The organism is Saccharomonospora iraqiensis subsp. paurometabolica YIM 90007 (assembly GCF_000231035.2).
GTDB classification, from domain to species: domain Bacteria; phylum Actinomycetota; class Actinomycetes; order Mycobacteriales; family Pseudonocardiaceae; genus Saccharomonospora; species Saccharomonospora paurometabolica.
In genome coordinates, this window is sequence record NZ_KI912260.1 from 8,154 (window position 1) to 28,809 (window position 20,656).

The 20,656-nt window shown below is 70.4% G+C and carries 22 protein-coding genes and 1 tRNA gene; 18 read left to right on the forward strand and 5 right to left on the reverse strand.

The genetic code is table 11. The annotated features are described in order from the left end of the window. From SACPADRAFT_RS29295 to SACPADRAFT_RS0222115, 4 genes are all read right to left on the reverse strand, one after another. The coding region (locus SACPADRAFT_RS29295) for an SGNH/GDSL hydrolase family protein (RefSeq protein WP_051442558.1) at window positions 1–841 on the reverse strand (841 nt) is incomplete at its 3' end. A gap of 15 nt (window positions 842–856) precedes the next feature. Continuing rightward, the gene (locus tag SACPADRAFT_RS0222105) at window positions 857–1,843 is read right to left on the reverse strand and encodes a DUF1648 domain-containing protein (RefSeq protein WP_007024030.1); all 987 of its coding nucleotides are present in this window, start codon (window positions 1,841–1,843) and stop codon (window positions 857–859) included. Next, entirely contained in the window at window positions 1,840–2,190 is a 351-nt protein-coding gene (locus tag SACPADRAFT_RS0222110) for a GntR family transcriptional regulator (RefSeq protein WP_007024031.1), read from the reverse strand. The genes SACPADRAFT_RS0222105 and SACPADRAFT_RS0222110 overlap by 4 nt, the downstream gene beginning before the upstream one ends. 112 nt (window positions 2,191–2,302) lie before the next feature. Continuing rightward, window positions 2,303–3,535, reverse strand: coding sequence for a pyridoxal phosphate-dependent aminotransferase (locus SACPADRAFT_RS0222115; protein ID WP_007024032.1), 1,233 nt, complete (start codon window positions 3,533–3,535; stop codon window positions 2,303–2,305). Window positions 3,536–3,778: 243 nt separating this feature from the next. Between SACPADRAFT_RS0222115 and SACPADRAFT_RS0222120 the strand changes: the two genes are divergently transcribed. The 5 genes from SACPADRAFT_RS0222120 to rplA all read left to right on the forward strand — a co-directional run bounded on the left by SACPADRAFT_RS0222120 (window position 3,779) and on the right by rplA (window position 6,620). Next, window positions 3,779–3,851: transfer RNA gene (locus SACPADRAFT_RS0222120), tRNA-Trp, on the forward strand. 34 nt (window positions 3,852–3,885) lie between these two features. Then, a complete protein-coding gene (gene secE / locus SACPADRAFT_RS0222125; protein WP_007024033.1) occupies window positions 3,886–4,338 on the forward strand; it encodes a preprotein translocase subunit SecE in 453 nt (150 codons plus the stop codon). Between the two features lie 82 nt (window positions 4,339–4,420). Further along, the gene (gene nusG / locus SACPADRAFT_RS0222130) at window positions 4,421–5,293 is read left to right on the forward strand and encodes a transcription termination/antitermination protein NusG (protein WP_007024034.1); all 873 of its coding nucleotides are present in this window, start codon (window positions 4,421–4,423) and stop codon (window positions 5,291–5,293) included. 79 nt (window positions 5,294–5,372) lie between these two features. After that, window positions 5,373–5,804, forward strand: coding sequence for a 50S ribosomal protein L11 (gene rplK / locus SACPADRAFT_RS0222135; protein WP_007024035.1), 432 nt, complete (start codon window positions 5,373–5,375; stop codon window positions 5,802–5,804). A 96-nt stretch (window positions 5,805–5,900) separates the two neighbouring features. After that, window positions 5,901–6,620, forward strand: a complete 720-nt coding sequence (gene rplA, locus SACPADRAFT_RS0222140) for a 50S ribosomal protein L1 (RefSeq protein WP_007024036.1) — start codon at window positions 5,901–5,903, stop codon at window positions 6,618–6,620. A 134-nt stretch (window positions 6,621–6,754) separates the two neighbouring features. On the opposite strand, the gene SACPADRAFT_RS29300 is transcribed toward rplA, so the two are convergent. Further along, window positions 6,755–7,930, reverse strand: coding sequence for a hypothetical protein (locus tag SACPADRAFT_RS29300; RefSeq protein WP_007024037.1), 1,176 nt, complete (start codon window positions 7,928–7,930; stop codon window positions 6,755–6,757). Between the two features lie 332 nt (window positions 7,931–8,262). Here SACPADRAFT_RS29300 and rplJ point away from each other — a divergent pair, with 332 nt between their 5' ends. The 13 genes from rplJ to SACPADRAFT_RS33480 all read left to right on the forward strand — a co-directional run. Continuing rightward, window positions 8,263–8,817, forward strand: a complete 555-nt coding sequence (gene rplJ, locus SACPADRAFT_RS0222150) for a 50S ribosomal protein L10 (RefSeq protein ID WP_007024038.1) — start codon at window positions 8,263–8,265, stop codon at window positions 8,815–8,817. A 69-nt stretch (window positions 8,818–8,886) separates the two neighbouring features. After that, complete coding sequence (rplL, locus tag SACPADRAFT_RS0222155; protein ID WP_007024039.1) at window positions 8,887–9,279, forward strand: 50S ribosomal protein L7/L12; 393 nt, start codon at window positions 8,887–8,889, stop codon at window positions 9,277–9,279. Between the two features lie 200 nt (window positions 9,280–9,479). Then, window positions 9,480–10,628 (forward strand): ABC transporter ATP-binding protein, encoded by a 1,149-nt coding sequence (locus tag SACPADRAFT_RS0222160; protein ID WP_007024040.1) that lies wholly within the window; start codon window positions 9,480–9,482, stop codon window positions 10,626–10,628. Continuing rightward, on the forward strand, window positions 10,625–11,419 hold the full coding sequence (locus tag SACPADRAFT_RS0222165; RefSeq protein WP_007024041.1) for an MlaE family ABC transporter permease: 795 nt from the start codon (window positions 10,625–10,627) through the stop codon (window positions 11,417–11,419). The genes SACPADRAFT_RS0222160 and SACPADRAFT_RS0222165 overlap by 4 nt, the downstream gene beginning before the upstream one ends. Before the next feature lie 4 nt (window positions 11,420–11,423). After that, entirely contained in the window at window positions 11,424–12,263 is an 840-nt protein-coding gene (locus SACPADRAFT_RS0222170; RefSeq protein WP_007024042.1) for an MlaE family ABC transporter permease, read from the forward strand. Next, window positions 12,260–13,597 (forward strand): MCE family protein, encoded by a 1,338-nt coding sequence (locus tag SACPADRAFT_RS0222175; RefSeq protein WP_007024043.1) that lies wholly within the window; start codon window positions 12,260–12,262, stop codon window positions 13,595–13,597. Before SACPADRAFT_RS0222170 ends, SACPADRAFT_RS0222175 begins: the two co-directional genes overlap by 4 nt. An 88-nt stretch (window positions 13,598–13,685) precedes the next feature. Next, complete coding sequence (locus SACPADRAFT_RS0222180) at window positions 13,686–14,717, forward strand: MCE family protein (protein WP_007024044.1); 1,032 nt, start codon at window positions 13,686–13,688, stop codon at window positions 14,715–14,717. Next, entirely contained in the window at window positions 14,714–15,700 is a 987-nt protein-coding gene (locus tag SACPADRAFT_RS0222185) for an MCE family protein (RefSeq protein ID WP_007024045.1), read from the forward strand. Before SACPADRAFT_RS0222180 ends, SACPADRAFT_RS0222185 begins: the two co-directional genes overlap by 4 nt. Next, window positions 15,697–16,881 (forward strand): MCE family protein, encoded by a 1,185-nt coding sequence (locus SACPADRAFT_RS0222190; protein ID WP_007024046.1) that lies wholly within the window; start codon window positions 15,697–15,699, stop codon window positions 16,879–16,881. The genes SACPADRAFT_RS0222185 and SACPADRAFT_RS0222190 overlap by 4 nt, the downstream gene beginning before the upstream one ends. Continuing rightward, window positions 16,878–18,071 (forward strand): MCE family protein, encoded by a 1,194-nt coding sequence (locus tag SACPADRAFT_RS0222195; RefSeq protein WP_007024047.1) that lies wholly within the window; start codon window positions 16,878–16,880, stop codon window positions 18,069–18,071. The genes SACPADRAFT_RS0222190 and SACPADRAFT_RS0222195 overlap by 4 nt, the downstream gene beginning before the upstream one ends. After that, the gene (locus SACPADRAFT_RS0222200) at window positions 18,071–19,330 is read left to right on the forward strand and encodes an MCE family protein (RefSeq protein ID WP_007024048.1); all 1,260 of its coding nucleotides are present in this window, start codon (window positions 18,071–18,073) and stop codon (window positions 19,328–19,330) included. Before SACPADRAFT_RS0222195 ends, SACPADRAFT_RS0222200 begins: the two co-directional genes overlap by 1 nt. A 49-nt stretch (window positions 19,331–19,379) precedes the next feature. Next, a complete protein-coding gene (locus tag SACPADRAFT_RS0222205; protein ID WP_007024049.1) occupies window positions 19,380–20,147 on the forward strand; it encodes a hypothetical protein in 768 nt (255 codons plus the stop codon). A gap of 222 nt (window positions 20,148–20,369) precedes the next feature. Continuing rightward, window positions 20,370–20,656 (forward strand): hypothetical protein (locus SACPADRAFT_RS33480; protein ID WP_007024050.1); only part of this gene is annotated, 287 nt, incomplete at its 3' end.

The window sequence follows — 20,656 nt, forward strand, 5'->3', positions numbered from 1 at the left end:
CCGCCCCCGGCGGCGCGATCCACCGGCGCGACTCCGGGGCGCACACACCGTGCCCCCGGGTGTCCGCCCGGGTGTCGGCGAACACGACGTCCTGCCGCCGCGCCACCTCCCGGAGGGCGTCGTCGAGTGCGTCCAGGCCGCCGCGGAGGAGGTCGATCTCGGCCGCGCTGTACGGCAGGTGCCCGCAGGCCTGCGCGTCGTCGGGCAGGATCGTCGGATACCCGACCAGCACCACCCGCGCCTGCGGGGCCCGCTCACGGACCGCCTCGACGAGGTCGCCGACGCTCTCGGCGGCGTCGTCGACCCGGGAGCCGAGCTCGACCGTCTCGCCCCCCTCGCCGGGTGCGCACCGGGCGCGTGCGCTCGCCGCACCCGCGCAGCGGACGGCCAGGTCGACCAGCCCCACGTCGTTGCCGCCGAAGCCCAGGGTGACCAGGGACGTCGCGTGGCTCACCGCGTCCAGCTGGGCGGGGTTGGCGCCCCGGGGTGTGCGCTGTTCGACGACCGCGTGTTCGGTGGTCGCGCCCCCACAGCTCACGTCGGTGAGGCGCACGACGTCGAGCCGCTCCGCGACCAGCCGGGGATAGTTGTTGTCCGACCGCTGACACCCGGGCGGCGCGCCGACCGGGTCGCCGGTGCCCGGTGCCGAGGTGTAGGAGTCACCGAGCGCGACGTACGGCCCGGCCGGACCCGGCCCGGTGTCGCCGGGTGGGGCACTGGTCCCGGCCCCGTCGGTGCGGGTGCGGGGTGGGGTGTCCTGTTCGGGCGCGGGCGCGCAGGCGGCGACCGCCCCGGTCACGAGCAGTGCGCCGATACCGGCGGCGACCCGTCTCCTCATCATCACCTTTTCGGTGTATCAGTCCTGCGCGGGCTCCGCCCGTCGCACCAGGTCGTTGACGAGTCCGGCGGCCTCCTCCGGGTGGTCCACCGTCACCAGGACCCGGCGTGCCGAGCGCAGTGTCAGTACAAGTGCCGGACCGCCCCGGCACTTGTACGCGGTGTCGCCGGCAACGGTCGTGCGCACGCCCAGGCCGCCCGTCCCGAAGAGCGTGAGATCCTCGGTCGTCGCCGAGGCGATCTCCGCCAGCGGGACCGTCCGGTGCGGCATCCCGAGAAACCCCATCCGTACCGTCACCGCGTCGGTGTTGACGATCGCCCGCACCCGGGCCACGCCCAGACCGGCGAGAACCCCGATCGCGGTCGGCACGACCGTGACGGCCCATCCGGGACTGCTCCCGGTCACCAGTCCGATCAGCACGACCACCACGGGCGGGGTGAGTGCGGACAGGGTGGCGAGTGCGACGTTGGTACTGCTCCCGATCCAGGTCGCGCGCTGACCATCCCGCAGACCGACGGTCTGCGCCCCGGGTGCGGCGTCGAGGATCCGGTCGGGCGGGACGCCCGGGGCCAGCAGTGCCGCCAGACCACCGGCCGCCACGCTGCCCCCGAGCAGCACACCGAGCGCCACGCCCGCACCGGAGGCCTGCCGCCAGTCCGGCGCGTCGAGCGTGGTCACCAGGGATGTCAGCAGCGCGGTGGACGGCATCGACGCCAGCAGGACCCAGAGGGCCACGTGGCCGCGGTGGCTGCCGCGCCCGTGGTGCAGCAGCACCACCGCCACGACGGTGCCGAGGACCGTCAGCGCACCGCCCAGAGCCAGGCACCAGGTGCTGAGTGTGGTGAGCCGGGCAGAGCCGTCGGGAGCACCGCTCACCCCCCAGTGCATCGCCACCACGTCGGGCAGCCGCGACGACCAGGCCGCGCGCAACGCGGCGGCGATCGCGAGGACGACGGCGGGCACCCCGCCGGTGGCAAGAACGAGACGGAGAGTGGCGCTTCTCACGGGTAGCTCCTCTTCAGGATCGTGACCAGCTCGTCGAGGCCCACCCCGCGCCGGTGTGCCTCGTCGGTGAGCTCCTTCGCCAACGCGGCCAGCCGGGCGTTCCCCTCCGCACCCGGTGTGACCACCGCGCCGCGGCCGCGGCGCAGCTCGATCAGCCCTTCGTCCCGCAGCAGCGCGTAGGCGCGCAGCACCGTGTGCACGTTGATCTCCAGGTTGTGCGCCAGTTCCCGGGCGGGTGGCAAACGCTCACCCGGGGCGAGTCCGCCGTCGGACAGCGCGCGGCGGATCGAGGCGGCCACCTGGTCGTACAACGGCACGGTTGACGACGGGTCGAGACGAACGAGCATTGTTCTAACTGTAATAGAACAAGTCGCCCGTGTCGCGGGGGCCATGAACGACGACGCCCCCGCGACCCGGGGGGTCGCGGGGGCGGGCGTGGATCCTGCGGCCGGGCCGGCGCTATTTCGCCTCGGCGAGCAGGTCGGCCACCCGCGTGACGCCCTCGATCAGGTCCTGTTCGGCCAGCGCGTAGGAGAAGCGGAAGTAGCCCGGGGTGCCGAACGCCTCGCCCGGCACGACCGCCACCTCGGCCTCGGCCAGGATCAGGTCGGCCAGTTCGACCGTGTCCGTCGGGCGCTGCCCGCGGATCTCGGTGCCGAGCAGGGCCTTGACCGAGGGATAGGCGTAGAACGCGCCCTCCGGGGTCGGGCACTCGACGCCGGGGATGTCCGACAGCATTGACACGATCGTGCGACGGCGGGAGTCGAACGCCGACCGCATCGTCTCCACCACGTCCAGCGGGCCCGCCACCGCGGCCAGCGCCGCGCGCTGCGAGACGTTGGCCACGTTGCCGCACAGGTGCGACTGGAAGCTCGCGGCCGCCGAGACGACGTCCTCGGGGCCGATCAGCCAGCCGACCCGCCATCCGGTCATCGACCAGGTCTTGGCCACCCCGTTCAGCACCAGCGTCCGATCCGCCAGCTCCGGCACCACGACCGGCATCGACTCCGCCCGGACGCCGTCGTACACGAGGTGTTCGTAGATCTCGTCGGTGACGACCCAGATCCCCTTCTCCAGGGCCCACCGGCCGATCTCGGCCACCTGTTCGCGGGAGTACACCGACCCGGTCGGGTTGGACGGGGAGTTGAACAGCAGCACCTTCGTCCGCTCGGTGCGGGCCGCCTCGAGCTGGTCGACACCCACCCGGTAACCGGTGGACTCGTCCGCCGTGACCTGCACGGGAACACCACCCGCCAGGGTGATGGACTCCGGGTAGGTGGTCCAGTACGGGGCGGGGAGCAGGACCTCGTCACCCGGGTCGAGCAGGGTGGCGAACGCGGAGTACACGGCCTGTTTCCCGCCGTTGGTGACCAGCACCTGGGAGGCGGAGCAGGACAGGCCCGAGTCCCGCTCCGTCTTCGCCGCGATGGCCTCCCGCAGCTCCGGCAGTCCGGCCGCGGCCGTGTAGCCGTGGTTGGCGCGGTCGCGGACCGCGGCCACGGCCGCCTCCACGACGTGATCCGGGGTGGGGAAGTCGGGTTGGCCCGCGCCGAAGCCGATCACCGGACGTCCCTCGGCCTTGAGCGCCTTGGCCTTCGCGTCGACGGCGAGCGTGGCGGACGGTGTGATGCCCGCGATACGGGCGGACACCCGGGGCTGCGCGCTGGAGGCGGTATCTTGGGAAACGGCCATGCGCGGATTTTCCCACGCACGGCGTCGTAGGAGGACAACCGCCCTCCACCCCGGCGTGGCCGGTGGGGCGGAGGGGTCCTCGTGCCGGACATGGGGAACGCGGTTGCGAGCCGCCGATGGGCTTGCCGTAGACTGCGGAACCTGGAACGCACGACAGGCACCCGGACGACGGTCCGGCCGCGATTCCGGTCGGGGTCGGTGGTGCCTGGCGGGCGTGCCGTTCGGGTGGGACCTCCCGCCCGGAGGGGTGTGGCTCAATTGGCAGAGCAGCGGCCTCCAAAGCCGCAGGTTGCAGGTTCGAGTCCTGTCACCCCTGCGTTGACGTGTCCGGCGGAGCGGAGGAGTGGCTCGTGAGCGACGACGGCGAGAAGGACAAGGACAGGGCCGACGACGGCCCTTCCCGTCCGGACACCGCCGCGGCTCGGCGCGCACGCCGCGCCTCCGCCCGCCGGGAGGGCACGGGGTCCGGCGCCCCACGGGGCAAGACCAGGGGTGGTGCGTCCGCGGACCGTCCCGCCCCGAAGGGGAAGACCTCGGGCGAGGCCGCCAAGCCCGAGGGCAAGAACCGGCCCACCCCGAAGCAGCGGGACAGCCGGAAGACCGGGCAGGACTCGTTGTTCACCCGGATCGGCCGGTTCATCCGCGAGGTATGGGGTGAGCTGCGTAAGGTCATCTGGCCGACGCGCAAACAGATGGTCACCTACACCACCGTGGTGCTGATCTTCCTGGTCTTCATGGTGGGGTTGGTCTCCGGACTCGACTACGTCTTCCTCCAGGGTGTCGACGTCGTGTTCGGCGAGTGACCGGTTCGCAGGAGCCCTCGCGGGTGGTCGCGTCGGTGCGGCGCGGGCCACCAGCAGACGTGATCAACTGAGAGGACGGAAAGTGACCTCCGAGAACGGCTCAGGAGCCGGTCAGGATCTGACCGGCCTCCCCGACGAGCAGGTGCTCGCGGCCACCGGCGAACCGGAGTCGGACCACACCGGGCCCGTCGAGTCGCCGGAACGGTCCGCCGAGTCCGCGGAGGGTACCCCGCCCACGGAGGACTCCGGGGTCACCGAGCCGACGGAGCGCTCGCCCGCGTCCGAGGCCACGGAGGCTCCCGAGCCGCAGGAGACCACGGAGCCGCAGCCCGAGGACCCCGTCGCCGCGCTGCGCGCCGAGCTGCGCTCGCAGCCGGGCGAGTGGTACGTCGTGCATTCCTACGCCGGGTACGAGAACAAGGTCAAGAACAACCTGGAGACCCGGCGGCAGACGCTCGACGTCGAGGACTACATCTTCCAGATCGAGGTGCCCACCGAGGAGGTCACCGAGATCAAGAACGGCCAGCGCAAGATCGTGCAGCGCAAGGTCCTTCCGGGCTACATCCTGGTCCGGATGGAGCTCAACGACGCGTCCTGGGGCGCGGTGCGCAACACCCCCGGGGTCACCGGGTTCGTGGGCGCGACGTCGCGACCGTCGCCGTTGAGCCTGGACGAGGTGCTGAAGTTCCTCGCGCCGCAGGTCGAGCAGCCCGAACCGGCGAAGGCCGCCAAGGGCGAGCCCGCCGCCGAGGAGGCCCCCGCCGCCACGGGCCGTGCGGTGGAGGTCGAGTTCGAGGTCGGCGAGTCGGTCACCGTCATGGACGGGCCGTTCGCCACGCTGCCTGCGACGATCAGCGAGGTGAACGCGGACGCGCAGAAGCTGAAGGTCCTGGTCTCGATCTTCGGCCGGGAGACACCGGTCGAGCTGTCGTTCAACCAGGTCTCCAAGATCTGACGGTCGGACCCCACGACCGCAGGCAGGCTCCGCGCCACGGCAGGTGCGCGGGGACGAGTGACATCGAACAGGAACGAGAATGCCACCCAAGAAGAAGAAGCTCGCAGCGATCATCAAGCTGCAGATCCAGGCGGGCGCCGCGAACCCGGCGCCGCCGGTCGGGCCCGCGCTGGGTCAGCACGGCGTGAACATCATGGAGTTCTGCAAGGCCTACAACGCCGCGACGGAGTCGCAGCGCGGCAACGTGGTGCCGGTCGAGATCTCCGTGTTCGAGGACCGCTCGTTCGACTTCAAGCTCAAGACCCCGCCGGCGGCCAAGCTGCTGATGAAGGCCGCGGGCGTGGACAAGGGCAGCGGCGAGCCGCACAAGCAGAAGATCGGCAAGGTCAGCTGGGACCAGGTCCGCGAGATCGCGGAAACCAAGCGCACCGATCTGAACGTGGAGAGCATGGACCAGGCGACGAAGATCATCGCCGGGACCGCCAAGTCGATGGGCATCACGATCGAGTGATTTCCCGCCTCCGGGGCTGCCCCGGACGGCCGAGTGGAAGGGCCACGCGCTGACCCGCACCACGACTGATCCGCACACGACTTTCGAGGACAGGACATGACCAAGCGCAGCAAGGCCTACCGTCAGGCCGCCGAGCTGATCGAGCGCGACCGGCAGTACACGCCGCTCGAGGCCGCGCGGCTCGCGCAGCAGACGGCCAAGGTAAAGATGGACGCCACCGTCGAGGTCGCCATGCGACTCGGCGTGGACCCCCGCAAGGCCGACCAGATGGTCCGCGGCACCGTGAACCTGCCGCACGGAACGGGTAAGACCGTCCGCGTCATCGCGTTCGCCACCGGAGAGAAGGCCGCCGAGGCCGAGGCCGCGGGCGCCGACGCGGCCGGGACAGACGAACTGCTCGAGCGCATCCAGGGTGGCTGGCTCGAGTTCGACGCCGCGATCGCGACTCCGGACCAGATGGCCAAGGTCGGGCGGGTGGCCCGCATTCTCGGCCCGCGGGGCCTGATGCCGAACCCGAAGACCGGCACGGTCACCCCGGAGATCGGCAAGGCCGTCTCCGACATCAAGGGCGGTAAGGTCAGCTTCCGCGTCGACAAGCAGGCCAACCTGCACCTGGCGATCGGGAAGGTCTCGTTCGACACCGAGAAGCTGGTCGAGAACTACGCCGCCGCGCTGGACGAGGTGCTCCGGTCGAAGCCGTCGGCGTCGAAGGGCCGCTACCTGAAGAAGGTCACCTTCACGACCACGATGGGGCCGGGCATCGAGGTCGATCCGACCCGCACCCGCAACCTCCTGGTTGACGAAGCGGCGAGCTGACCCGCCCGGCCACGGGCACACAGGACACCGAGTGGGGCGGTCCTCCGGACGGAGGGCCGCCCCACTGTCGTTTCCCCGCACGGTGTCGGAGACGGGGACGGAACACACGGAGCACGTGCGGAACGCGGCGGTACTCAGTCGCCCGTGTCGCCGGGGTCGCCGGTGTCGCCCGTGGTGGGGGTGCCGCCGGTGGGGGTGCCGGACGGTCCGCCCGGCCGCGGGCAGGTCCGCGGCCCCGGCTGGTGGTTGGTGATCAGCCACTGCCCCAGTTCCACCCGGGTCACGGTGAACACGCCCAGCGCGGGGCCTCCGGCGATGTCGAAGTCGCAGGAGTCGATGCGCACCCGGTGCGCCTCGGGGTCGTACCACCGGGGGAAGACCGACTCGGCGTAGTCGTTGACGTGCGAGACCTCGCCGTGCAGGGCGTGGACGGCCTCCCGGCAGTCGGCCCGGCCCAGGTTCTCCGCGAACCGCTGCTGGATGCCGGCGTCGTTGTCGAAGTAGCCGCAGGCGAAGTCGACCCGGTTCTGCGCGATGTGGTGATAGACCTTGCGGACCGCCTCGTGCGGTTCGGTCGCGAGCAACTGGTCGGTCCGGTACGTGCCGCCGCCGGATCCGGCCAGCTCCTCGGTGGACATGCCCTCCTCGTCCGAGCCGAACAGCTGGTTCAGCAGCCAGGTGACGAAGAGGGCGAGCAGCAGGAAGAAGATCAGCCAGGCGAGGACCTTCCGGCCGAGCCACCGCAGCCATTTCGGGACGCGGAGGGTGCGGAGGCGGCCCTGCCCGGGATCCGGGGGCGGCGCCGGCGGCCCCGCAGGAGGGGCCGTCCCCACCGTCGTCGTCCCGCCGGGGGACAGGTCCGTGCCGGTCGGGTGCGTGCCGGCAGGCACGGGGGCGCCGGCCCCCGGGACGTCCCCGGCCCCGGTCGCCCGTTGGAACTCCTCGAACCGCTGGAACTCCTGGAAGCGCCGGAACTGCTCGAACTCCCGCAACCGGTCGGCGTCGACACCGGCAGGCCCGACACCGCTCGGCTCGACACCGCTCGGCTCGACACCGGCAGGTTCGACACCGGCAGGCCCGGCATTCTCCCGGGGCACGAGCGCGGCCGGGTCGGCGCCGGACCGGCCGTCGGGATCCGCCGACCCCGCGGTGTCGCCGTCGTCGCCGGGGGGCGGATGCTCTCCGGAGCCCGGTGGGACCCGCGTCCCTCCGGGCGGGTCGGGTGGACTCCCGTCGGAGGGAGCCCCGTCCGGCTCCGGGCGGGGCTGTTCGGACTCCGCGTCACCAGGTCGCTCAACCACGTGACCCATGATGCCTGCTCGCCCACGCCCGGTGGCCGAGCGAACCACGGTTCGCGGGCGGAACGTCGTCCCCGGGGGCGGGGATTCGGGGTGCGGGAGCGGGGCGTATGCTCGGGGACGGTTCTACCGAAGACCGCTGGTCTTCCTCCCGCTCGAGGCGGGGGGAACGAAGGCCCCGCGTGACGGCGGGCGGCCCGCGCAGGAGGAACGAGGCTCGCACACGGTCCGGACCCTGTCCGTGGATCGTCACCTTCGACGCCCCGCGCCTGCTGCGCCGGGGCGTTTCGTCGTCGTGGGGGTGCCGGGCCGCCGGTGGTCACCAGCCAAGAGAGGAGGCGACCATGGCGAAGCCCGAGAAGGTGGCGGCCGTCGCCGAGATCGCGGACAGCTTCCGCAACAGCTCGGCCACCGTCGTCACCCAGTACACCGGGCTCTCCGTGTCCCAGCTCAGCGAGCTGCGTCGCGCTCTCGGCGACACCGTCAAGTACCGGGTCGCGAAGAACACCCTCGTCAAGCGTGCCGCCGAGGAGGCGGGCGTCGAAGGGATGGACGAGCTCTTCATCGGTCCGACCGCGATCGCCTTCGTGGAGGGCGAGCCGGTCGAGGCCGCGAAGACTCTGAAGAACTTCGCGAAGGACCACAGCGCCCTGGTCATCAAGGGCGGCTACATGGACGGTCAGCCGTTGTCGATCACGGAGATCGACCGGCTCGCCGACCTGGAGAGCCGCGAGGTCCTGCTGTCGAAGGCCGCGGGTGCGATGAAGGCCAAGATCTCCGAGGCCGCATCGCTGTTCGCGGCCCCGGCGTCGCAGGTCGCGCGCATGGCCTCCGCACTGGAGGGCAAGCGTGGGTCCGAGGGTTCCGCCGCCGCGGGTGGCGACACCGAGGAGAGCTGACAGCCGCCGAGAGCTGATCCGACACACCAACCCGGGACCACGAGTCCACGACAAGGAAGGAACGCCATCATGGCGAAGATGAGCACGGACGAACTGCTCGACGTCTTCAAGGAGATGACGCTGCTCGAGCTCTCCGAGTTCGTGAAGCAGTTCGAGGAGACCTTCGACGTCTCCGCCGCCGCGCCGGCCCCGGTCGCCGTGGCCGCGGGCGGTGCCGCCGAGGCCCCGGCCGCCGAGGAGGAGGAGCAGGACGAGTTCGACGTCGTGCTCGACGACGCGGGTGACAAGAAGATCCAGGTCATCAAGGTCGTCCGGGAGCTCGTCTCCGGTCTGGGCCTGAAGGAGGCCAAGGAGATGGTCGAGGAGGTCCCGAAGCCGCTCCTGGAGAAGGTCGACAAGGAGGCCGCCGACGCCGCCAAGGCGAAGCTGGAGGAGGCCGGCGCGAAGATCAGCATCAAGTGATCTGATCCGCCACTCCTGAGCGGGCCGACCGTTGCCGCAACGGTCGGCCCGCTCTTTTTGTCGCCGCCCGGATGGGTTACCGTGCCACGGCGAGATTCACACAATGGGAGTTCTATCCCACATCCAACTGGCGAGTAACCTACGCGCCCTCTGCTCGTTGAACCGAGTTGACGCGCCATGAACGATCTCCGGGAGGTGCGATGGGTGCCGAGGTGGTCATCGAAGGTTTGACCAAGTCCTTCGGAAAGCAGGCCATCTGGCGGGATGTCTCACTGACGCTGCCGCCCGGTGAGGTGTCGGTGATGCTCGGTCCGTCGGGTACGGGCAAATCCGTCTTCCTCAAATCCATGATCGGCTTGTTGAAGCCGGACACCGGCAAATGCGAGATCAACGGTGTCGACGTCGTGCAGTGCTCCGAGCGCAAGCTGTACGACACGCGCAAGCTGTTCGGTGTGCTGTTCCAGGACGGCGCGTTGTTCGGGTCGATGAACCTCTACGACAACGTCGCCTTCCCGCTGCGCGAGCACACGAAGAAGTCCGAGACCGAGATCCGCAGGATCGTTCTCGAGAAGCTCGAGATGACCGGTCTGTCCGGGTCGGAGGACAAGCTCCCCGGTGAGATCTCGGGTGGTATGCGCAAGCGAGCCGGGCTGGCCCGTGCTCTCGTGCTGGATCCGGAGATCATCCTCTGCGACGAACCCGACTCCGGCCTGGACCCGGTGCGCACGGCGTACCTGTCGCAGCTGCTGATCGACCTCAACGCGCAGATCGACGCGACGATTCTGATCGTCACCCACAACATCAACGTGGCGCGGACCGTGCCCGACAACATCGGGATGCTGTTCCGGAAGGAACTGGTGATGTTCGGTCCGCGCGAGGTGCTGCTGACCAGCGACGAACCCGTCGTCGAGCAGTTCCTCAACGGCCGCAGGCTGGGCCCGATCGGCATGAGCGAGGAGAAGGACTCCGCGCAGATGGCCGCCGAGCAGGCCCAGGCCGACGCGGGACACCACGACGGGTCCACCGAGGACGTGCGCGGCATCGTCCCGCAGCTCCAGCCCACACCCGGGCTGCCGGAGCGCGCCGGTGTCCGCCGCCGCAAGGACCGCGTGATGCGGATCCTGCACACTCTCCCGCCCGCGGCCCGGGAGGGGATCATCGACTCGCTGACCCCCGAGGAGCGGCGGCACTACGGTGTCGCGCGGTCGGACGACACGGATCTCGTGGGTGTCCAGGCCGGACACCTCCCGACCGGCGACGTCGCCCGGGTCCCCGGTTCCGACGTGCACGACCAGGGCACCGAGGAGCTGACCCACCGGATGCCCCCGTACGAACAAGGACACTCATGAGCTCTCCGGCCTCGACGGCCAGGATTCCCGGGATCGGGATGCTGCGTGAGACCGGCAAGCTGTTCGCGCTCGCCCTCGACGTGGCGCGCGGTGTCTTCCAGCGTCCCTTCCAGCTCCGGGAGTTCATCCAGCAGGCGTGGTTCATCGCCAGCGTCACGATCCTGCCGACCGCGCTCGTCGCGATCCCGTTCGGCGCGATCATCTCGTTGCAGTTCGGCTCGCTCGCGGGCCAGATCGGCGCCGAGTCGTACACCGGGGCGGGCAGCGTGCTCGCCACGGTGCAGCAGGCCGCGCCCCTGGTGACCGCGCTGCTGGTGGCCGGTGCGGGCGGTTCGGCCGTCTGCGCCGACATCGGTGCGCGCACCATCCGCGAGGAGATCGACGCCATGGAGGTCCTCGGGGTCTCCGCGGTGCAGCGGCTCGTGGTGCCCAGGGTGCTCGCCTGCATGTTCGTGGCCCTGCTGCTCAACGGCATGGTCAGCGTCATCGGCGTGCTCGGCGGCTACTTCTTCAACGTGGTGCTGCAGGGTGGGACGCCGGGTGCCTACCTCGCCAGCTTCTCCGCGCTCGCGCAGCTGTCGGACCTGTGGGTCGGCGAGCTCAAGGCGCTCATCTTCGGCTTCATCGCCGCGGTGGTGGCCGCGTACCGGGGGCTGAACCCCCCGCCGGGGCCGAAGGGCGTCGGGGACGCGGTCAACCAGTCCGTCGTCATCACCTTCCTGCTGCTGTTCGTGGTCAACGTCGTGCTGACGTTGCTCTACCTGCAGCTCGTTCCCTCGAAGCTGGACTGAACCGATGCCCCGTGTGACCCAGACCGCGAAGCGGATCGCGAACCGTCCACTGGAGACGCTCGACGGCCTCGGCGACCAGATGTCGTTCTACCTGCGCGCGCTCGCGTGGGCACCGAGGACGATCCGCCGCTACTCCAAGGAAGTCATGCGGCTGCTCGCCGAGGTGAGCTTCGGCTCCGGCTCGCTAGCGATGATCGGCGGCACCGTCGGCGTGATGGTCGGGCTGACGCTGTTCGTCGGCGTGCTGGTCGGCCTGCAGGGCTACTCGGCGCTGAACTCGATCGGTACCTCGGCGTTCACCGGCTTCCTCACGTCGTTCTTCAACACCCGGGAGATCGCGCCGCTGATCGCGGGCCTCGCGCTGTCGGCCACCGTCGGGGCGGGATTCACCGCCCAGCTCGGCGCGATGCGGATCTCCGAGGAGGTCGACGCCCTCGAGGTGATGGGCGTGCCGAGCCTGCCGTACCTGGTGACGACCCGCATCCTGGCGGGCTTCGTCGCGGTGATGCCGCTGTACGTGGTCGGCCTGCTCAGCTCGTACCTGGCCTCGCGCACGGTGGTGGTCCACCTCTACGGCCAGTCGGCGGGGACCTACGACCACTACTTCGACATGTTCCTGCCGGCCCAGGACGTCTTCTACTCGTTCGTCAAGGTGCTGATCTTCAGCGTGGTGATCATCTTGACGCACTGCTACTACGGCTACCGCGCGACCGGGGGCCCCGCCGGGGTCGGCATCGCGGTCGGCCGCGCGGTCCGCCTGTCCATCGTGACGACGGCCGTACTGAACTTCTTCATCGGCTTCGCCCTCTGGGGCACCGACACGACGGTGAGGATCGCGGGATGAGCACGGCGATGGTGACGTTGCGGCGCAGGTTGCTCGGCCTGCTGCTGGTGGCCGTCATGGTGGGTGGTGTCGCGCTCAGTGTGGCCATCTACAACAAACAGTTCACCGAGTTCGTCACGGTTCGCCTGCAGACGGACACGGTCGGCAATCAGCTGTCGGAGAACTCCGACGTCAAGGTCCGTGGTCTGATCATCGGCCACGTCGGTGCGATCGAACGGGACATCGACGGCGCGGAACTGACCCTGCAGCTGGACCCGGCGAAGGCGGAGCTGATTCCGGGCAACGCGTCCGCACGGTTTCTGCCGAAGACCCTGTTCGGGGAGCGCTACGTCGCGTTGACGCTGCCCGACGAGCCCGCGGACGACGCGCTCACCGACGGGGACGTGATCCCCCGGGACCGGACCGAGAGCGCCCGGGAACTCGAGGAGGCGCTGGACAGTCTGCTGCCGGTCCTGCGGGCGGTGCAGCCGGACAAGCTGGCGAGCACCCTCACCGCCGTGTCGACCTCGCTTCAGGGGCGTGGGGAACAGCTCGGCCGGACGCTGAGCGACCTCGGCGACTACCTCGGCGAGCTGAACCCGCACCTGCCGGACCTGCGGACGAACCTGCGCGAGCTCGCCGACTTCTCGGACAACCTCGACGAGGTGGCTCCGCAGCTGGTGCGCACGCTGGACAACCTCACCACGACCAGCCGCACCCTCGTGGACAAGCGGGAGAACCTGGCGACGCTGTACCGCACGGTGGGCACCGCCTCCACGGACCTGCGGTCGTTCCTCGAGGCCAACGCGGACAACCTGATCAATCTCGGGGAGACGGCGCGGCCGACGGCCGAGCTGCTCGCGGAGTACTCGCCGTCCTACCCGTGCTTCCTCGGGCAGATGGCCGAACTCGTCCCCCGGATCGACGAGGCGTTCGGCAAGGGCACGGACAAGCCCGGCCTGCACGCGAAGATGGAGATCACCGTGGACCGCGGGCCCTACGAGCCGGGTCAGGACGAGCCGGAGTACAACGACGAGCGTGGCCCGCGCTGCTACGCGATGGACGAGTACCCGGACCCGTTCCCGCAGCATCCCCCGGACGGCCCGCTCAAGGACGGCAGCGAGTCGCCGCCACCGGCCCGGACCTCCACCGGAGGACTGAACCAGGCGGGCGGCGCCACCGGGATGGGCGGCGCGGCACCGCTGATCGGTGATCCCGCCGGCACCTCCGGTGAGCGGGCGCTGGTCGCCCAGCTCTCCGCCGGGACGACCGGACTCGAACCGTCCGAGGTGCCCGGGTGGGGGAGCCTGCTGGTGGCACCGCTCTACCGGGGGACGGAGGTGACGGTCGAATGACGAGCCCCGCGACCGCAACTCCGCCACCGCGGCCCGCACCGGGCCCGAGGACACCCGACCGCACGCCGTCGACCAGGGAGGTGAGCACGTGAGGGGACTGGCCGCACCACTGACCAAGTTGATCGCCTTCGTGCTCGCCACCGTGGTCTGCACCGGTCTGCTCGGGATCAGCATCGCCAACCTGAGTCTGTCCGACAGCCGCACCTACAGCGCCCGGTTCAGCGACGTCACGATGGTCAATCCGGGGGACGACGTCCGCATCGCCGGCGTGCGCGTCGGGGAGGTCTCCGAGGTCCGGCTCGTGGACCGGCGCCGGGCGGAGGTCGACTTCGAGGTCGAGCAGGGACGCGAGCTGCCGGGCAACGTCACGGCGGCGATCCAGTTCCGCAACCTCGTCGGGCAGCGTTACCTCTCCCTGGAACGCGGCGAGGGGCAGGCGCAGGGCACCCTCGACCCGGGCGGGACGATCCCGGTCGAGCGCACCCGGCCCGCGGTGAACCTCACCGAGCTGTTCAACGGCTTCCAGCCGCTGTTCCGTGCCCTCGAACCCGAGCAGGTCAACAAGCTCTCCTACGAGATCGTGCAGGTCCTGCAGGGTGAGGCGGGCACCGTGCAGAACCTGCTGTCGCACACCGCGTCGCTGACGACCACCCTGGCCGAGAAGGACGAGGTCATCGGCAGCGTGATCGAGAACCTGAACACGGTGCTGGCGACGCTGAACGAACGCACCCCGCAACTGTCCGACCTGATCAGCAGGTTGCAGCAGTTCGTCTCCGGCCTCGCGGCCGACCGGGAACCGATCGGACGGGCCGTGGAGTCCCTGGGCGATCTCACCCGAACCACCGCGGGCCTGCTCGGTGACGCCCGCGAGCCGCTGCGTCAGGACATCGACGCACTCGGCGACCTCGCGAGCGGTCTCAACGACCACGAGGCGACGGTCGAGCAGTTCCTCCGCTACCTGCCCGAGAAGGTCAGCACGCTCAGCAACACGGCCAGCTACGGATCCTGGCTGAACTTCTACATGTGTGAGGCCCACGGCAGCGTGCAGATCCCCGGCCTGATGGAGAAGCCGGTGGACCTGCCGATCATGCCGGTCAGCCGGGGGCGGTGCCAGTCATGAAGAGTTTCCAGAAGCGCAACCCCGTCCCGATCGCGCTCGTCGGCATCGTCGTGCTCGTGCTCAGCACGCTCGCGGCACTCAACGCCGAGGACCTGCCGATCATCGGTGGTGGTACCACCTACCGTGCCGAGTTCAGCGAGGTCGCCGGGCTGAGCACCGACAGCGAGGTCCGCGTGGCCGGGGTGCGGGTCGGCGACGTCAGCGACATCGAACTCGACGGCGACCGGGTGCTCGTGTCGTTCACCGTCTCCGACACCTGGGTCGGCGCCGACACCAGCGCCTCCATCCAGATCAAGACCATGCTCGGGCAGAAGTACCTCGCGCTCGATCCGGTCGGCGAGAGTGCGCTCGACCCGCGCGAGACCATCCCGATCGAGCGCACCGCGGCCCCCTACGACATCATGGAGGCCTTCCGCGGGCTGTCCGGCACGATCGACGAGATCGACACCGACCAGCTGGCCCACAGCTTCGACACGCTGTCCGAGACGTTCGCCGACACCCCGGAGGACGTGCGCGGTGCGCTGCGTGGGCTGTCCCAGCTGTCCGACACCATCGCCTCCCGGGACCAGCAGCTGTCCGAACTCCTCGGCAACACCCGCCAGGTCAGTCGGACGCTGGCCGACCGGGACGCCGAGCTCGCCACGCTCATGGAGGACGGCAACAAGCTGCTCGAGGAGCTGCGCAACCGGGAGCGGGCGATCAAGGCAATGCTCGACGGCAGCAGGCAGCTCGCCACCGAACTGCAGGGGCTCGTCGACGACAACAACGAACAGCTGGCGCCGGTGCTCGCCGACCTCGACCAGCTGACCAACATGCTCCACCGCAACCAGGAATCGCTGGCCGAGGGCATCGAGCAGTTCGCGCCGTTCGTGCGGGTGTTCAACAACACCATCGGCAACGGCCGGTGGTTCGACAACTACATCTGCGGACTGCTGCTGCCCTCGATCGGTCCGATCAACGAAGAGGGGTGTCACGCACAATGACCAGCACCCGCTTCGGCTCCCGGCTCACCCGCGGCGTCGCGCTCGCCTGCGTCCTCGGCCTGGTCGTCGCGGGCGGCCTGTGGTGGGTCTTCGCCGACTCCGGCCGCAGGCACGCCACGGCGTACTTCCCCGAGGCCATCGGGCTGTACGAGGGCAACGACGTGCGCGTGCTCGGTGTGCGCGTCGGCGAGATCACCGAGGTCGCCCCCGAGGGGGAGCGGGTCCGCGTCGGACTGGCCTACGACTCCGACGTGGCCGTCCCCGCGGACGCGAAGGCCGTGATCGTGGCCCCGTCCCTGGTGTCCGACCGGTACGTCCAGTTCACCCCCGCGCACACCGGCGGCCCCCGGCTGGAGGACGGTGCGGTCCTCACCCGCGACCGCACCGCGGTGCCGATGGAGATCGACGAACTGAGCGAGAGCGTCAGCGAGGTCTCCGAGGCACTCGGGCCGGACGGCGCCAACTCCGAGGGCTCGCTCAACGAGGTGCTCGACACCCTCGCCGCGAACCTCGACGGCAACGGCGCCGCGATGAACGAGACGATCACGAAACTCGGTCAGGCCGCGGGCACCCTGTCCGGCAACTCCGGCGACCTGTTCGCCACCGTGGAGAACCTGGCGGAACTGTCCGGCACGCTGGCCGAGAGCGACGACCAGGTGCGCCGCTTCGAGCAGCAGCTCGCCGACGTGAGCTCCTTCCTGGCGGGGGAGCGGCAGAACCTGGCCACCACCGTCGACCACCTGGGCAGCACCCTGCGGTCGGTGCACACGTTCGTCGAGAACAACCGGGACAGCATCAAGTCCAACGTGGACAAACTCGCCAGCGTCACCCGGGTCCTCGTCGAGCAGCGCGGGGCGCTGGCGGAGACGCTCGACATCGCGCCGTTGGCCCTGGGCAACCTCGCCAACACCTACAACGCCGCCTCCGGCACGCTGGACGCGCGGCCCAACCTCAACGAGCTGACCCAGCCGCCCGCCGCGATGGTGTGCGGTTTCCTGCAGCAGACCCCGGAGGCGCTGGACGCGGTGGGGGACCTGTGCGCGGACCTGGCCCCGGTGGTGGACGGGACCGTGCCGCTCCCGTCGCTGGCCCAGGCGGTACACGCGCTCAACGAGGGCGAACTGCCGGAGCTGCCGTTGCCCGTCCTCGGCCAGATCTCCGAAACGGGAGGTGACCGGTGAAGCGCGCCCGCACCCTCGTCGCGTCCGCCTCGGCCGCGGTCCTGCTGCTGGTCAGCGGCTGCGGCGCCCAGTTCGGCGGCGTCTACGACCTCCCGCTGCCCGGCGGGGCCGACCTCGGTGCGGACCCGTACGACGTGCGCATCCACTTCCGCGACGTCCTCGACCTCGTGCCGAGGGCGGGCGTGCGGGTGGACGACGTCCCCGTCGGCGAGGTGAAGGCGATCGACGTCGCCGACGACGGGTGGACCGCCGAGGTCACCGTCTCGGTCAACGAGGACGTAGACCTGCCCGCCAACGCCGTGGCCAACGTGCGCCAGTCCAGCCTGCTCGGGGAGAAGTACGTCGCACTCTCCGCACCCGCCCAGCGACCCGCCGAGGCGGAACTCGCCGACGGCGACCTGATCCCGCTCGAGCGCACCGACCGCTCCGTCGAGGTCGAGGAGATCCTCGGCGCCCTGTCGATGTTGCTCAACGGTGGCGGTGTCGAACAGCTCAACACCATCACGCGGGAGCTCAACGCGGCGCTGGAAGGCAACGAGCAGGACGTCAGGGCCATGCTGAACAACACCGAGCAGCTCGTGGCCACCCTCGACGAACAGTCGTCCGACATCACCCGGGCCCTCGACGCGCTCGACCGGCTGTCGGCGACCCTGACGGGGCAGAAGGACGAGATCGCGAACGCCGTCGAGAACCTCGGTCCCGGACTCGAGGTCCTCGAGGACCAGCGCGGTCGGCTGGTGGACATGCTCACCGCCTTCGAACAGCTGTCGGACGTGGCGGTGGAGACGGTCAACGCGAGCCACGAGGACCTGGTCGCCAATCTGGAGTCCCTGCTGCCGACGCTGCGCAAGCTCGCCGAGGCCGGGGCGGACCTGCCGAAGGCACTCGAGCTGATGCTCACGTATCCCTTCACCGACGCGGCGGCCGAAGGCGTGAAGGGCGACTACATGAACCTCTACGCGACCATCGACCTCAACCTGGGGGAGATCCTGGCGAACCTGGGCCGCAGCAGGCAGAACCCGCTGGGGAACCTGCCGGTCCTGGGTGATCTCACCGATGGTGGGGAGGGCGGCGACACCCCGCCGCTGCCGCTGCCCGGCGAGTCCGCCGACGCCGGGGGCGACTCCGGATCCGGGACCGAATCGGGCGTCGGTGGACTCCTCGACTCCCTGACCGGAGGTGCGCGCTGATGCTCGGGCGCAAGACCAGGATCCAGCTGGTGGCCTTCGTGGTCATCTCGGTACTCGCCGTCGCGTACGCGCTCGTGCGGTTCACCGACGTCGAGAAGGCGTTCGGCTCCGGCGGATACACCGTCCAGCTCCAGCTCACCGAGTCCGGTGGCATCTTCAGCGGCGCCGAGGTGACCTACCGCGGCTACAACGTCGGCGAGGTCGGACAACTGCGCCTCACCGACAGCGGGCTGACCGCCGAACTCGACATCGCGGCCGACGCACCGCCGATCCCGGGGACACTCGACGCGGCGGTCGCCAACCGCTCCGCGGTCGGGGAGCAGTACGTCGACCTCCGCCCCACGTCCTCCGGGGCCCCGTACCTGGAGAACGGCTCGGTCATCGACGCCTCCCGGGTCAGCACCCCGGTGCGGTCGGAGAAGCTGATCTCGGATCTCTACGACTTCACCGAGTCCGTGCCCACCGAGTCCCTGCGCACCGTGGTGGACGAGTCCTACGAGGCGTTCCAGGGCACCGGCGACGACCTGCAGACGCTGATGGACACCACCAGCGAGTTCACCCGCGTGGCGCGTGAGCACCTCCCGCAGACGGTCGAGCTGCTCGACAAGGGCAGCACGGTGCTCGCCACCCAGAACGACCTCAGCGGGTCGCTGCGCTCGTTCAGCCGGGACCTGGAGGCGCTGTCGACGACGCTGAAGAACTCCGACGGCGACATCCGGGAACTGATCGACACCGCGCCGCGGTCGGCGACCCAGATCAGCCAGGTACTGGCCGAGACCGGACCCGGCCTGAGCTCGCTGGTCGCGAACCTGCTCACCACGGCCAACGTCACGTCCACCCGGTTGGACGGACTCGAGCAGGCGTTCATCACCTACCCGGTGGTGGCGGCCGGTGCGTACAGCGTCACCCCCGGGGACGGCTTCGCGCACCTGGGCCTGGTGCTGAACCTGTTCGATCCGCCGTCGTGCACCAAGGGCTACCGTGCGCCGGAGGAGTACCGCGCGGGCAACGACACCAGCGACCGGCCGCCGAAGAACGACGCCTACTGCGCCGAGCCCCCGGGCAGCCCGATCTCGGTCCGCGGCTCCCAGAACGCGCCCTACAACGGGGTCCCGCAGATCCCGTCCGACCGGCAGGTCGAGTCGAACAGCGACCGGGACAGCGAGCAGTTGGCGATGATGCGGGGTGCGCCGGGGATCGCGGGCAGTCCCGGGATGGGCATCACCAGCATGCGCCAGCTCCTGGGACTGGACGGCTGATCCGGCCGGTTGACAGCCACATCACACCTTCGACCTAGTCTGGAGCGCTATGAGTTCGGACGAGCAGCACGGCTCCTCCGCGGACCACCCGGGGGAGGCGGAGCACGGACGGTCGGTGCCGGCCGGGGACGATGCCACCGGGCGCGGCGCCGGGTCGCCCGAAGGTGTGGAGTCGCCCGAAAGTGCCGGTGCGGCGGGTGAAGCCGACGCCGACAGCACCGGGGGTGCGGGCACCGGGGATGCCGACCCCGCCGTCGACCCGGCCGCGGACGGACCCTCCCGCGGTGGCCCGCCCCGGTGGCTCGTGCCGGCCGGTGCCGCGCTGACCGCGGCGTCGGTCCTGGTGTCCGTGGTGTTCGGCGGTCTGTGGTGGAACGCCGCGGCCTCGGACGACTACGAGCGCGCGGCGGCACGCGACCGCGTGACGCAGGCCGCGAGCAAGGGTGTCATCGCGTTCACCGAACTCGACCACGAGAACCCGGACGCCTACTTCGAACGGCAGAAGAAGATCGTCACCGGCGACCTGCGGAAGCAGATCGAGAACATGGAGCAGAACTACCGGGAGGCGATCTCGAAGGCGAAGACCACCGTGACCTCCACGGTGCAGGACGTCGCCGTCGAGGAACTGAACACCGCCGAGGGAACGGCCGTCGCCCTGGCGACGGTGAGCAACGAGATCGCCCAGGGCGAGCAGACGGCGACCAAGGTGATGCGCCTCCAGATCGAGATGAAGCGTACGGACGAGGACGGGCAACAGGTCTGGAAGGTCTCGAATCTCGGCGAGGTACCCGCCGTCGGCCCCGCCGGGCAGCCCTAGGCGTTTCCCGGTCGTCCGGTGACCGTGCCCGCCTCCCGGCGGCGACACGGCCCGCGGCGTCGACCCCGCCCCCGCATCCGTCGCAGCCCCGGATCAGACAGTCAGGAGCCAGCAGTGTCCCCTTCGCGCCGTCCCCGTCCCGGTGCACAGCCGCCTGCCCGCAGGCCGAAGGTCGCGGGCACCCACCGTTCGAGCCGACCGGATTCGCAGGAACCGGCCGACGTGCCCGCGACGGAGGAGAACCCGGAGCAGGCGGACCCGGAGCACGCGGACGGGAGCCCGGACGGCGGTACCCCGGAGATGGACACCCGGGACAGCGCGGACGCCGTCGGCGCTCCCGACAGCGCCGACACCACTGACAGCGCCGACACCGCCGACAGCGCCGACACCGCCGACACCGCTGACAGCGCCGACACCGCCGAGAGTGCCGACACCGGGTCGGAGGGGACGGCCGCGGCGGAGGACGAGTCCGATGCCGGCGGACGGGCCGCCGGGCCGTCGCCCCGGCC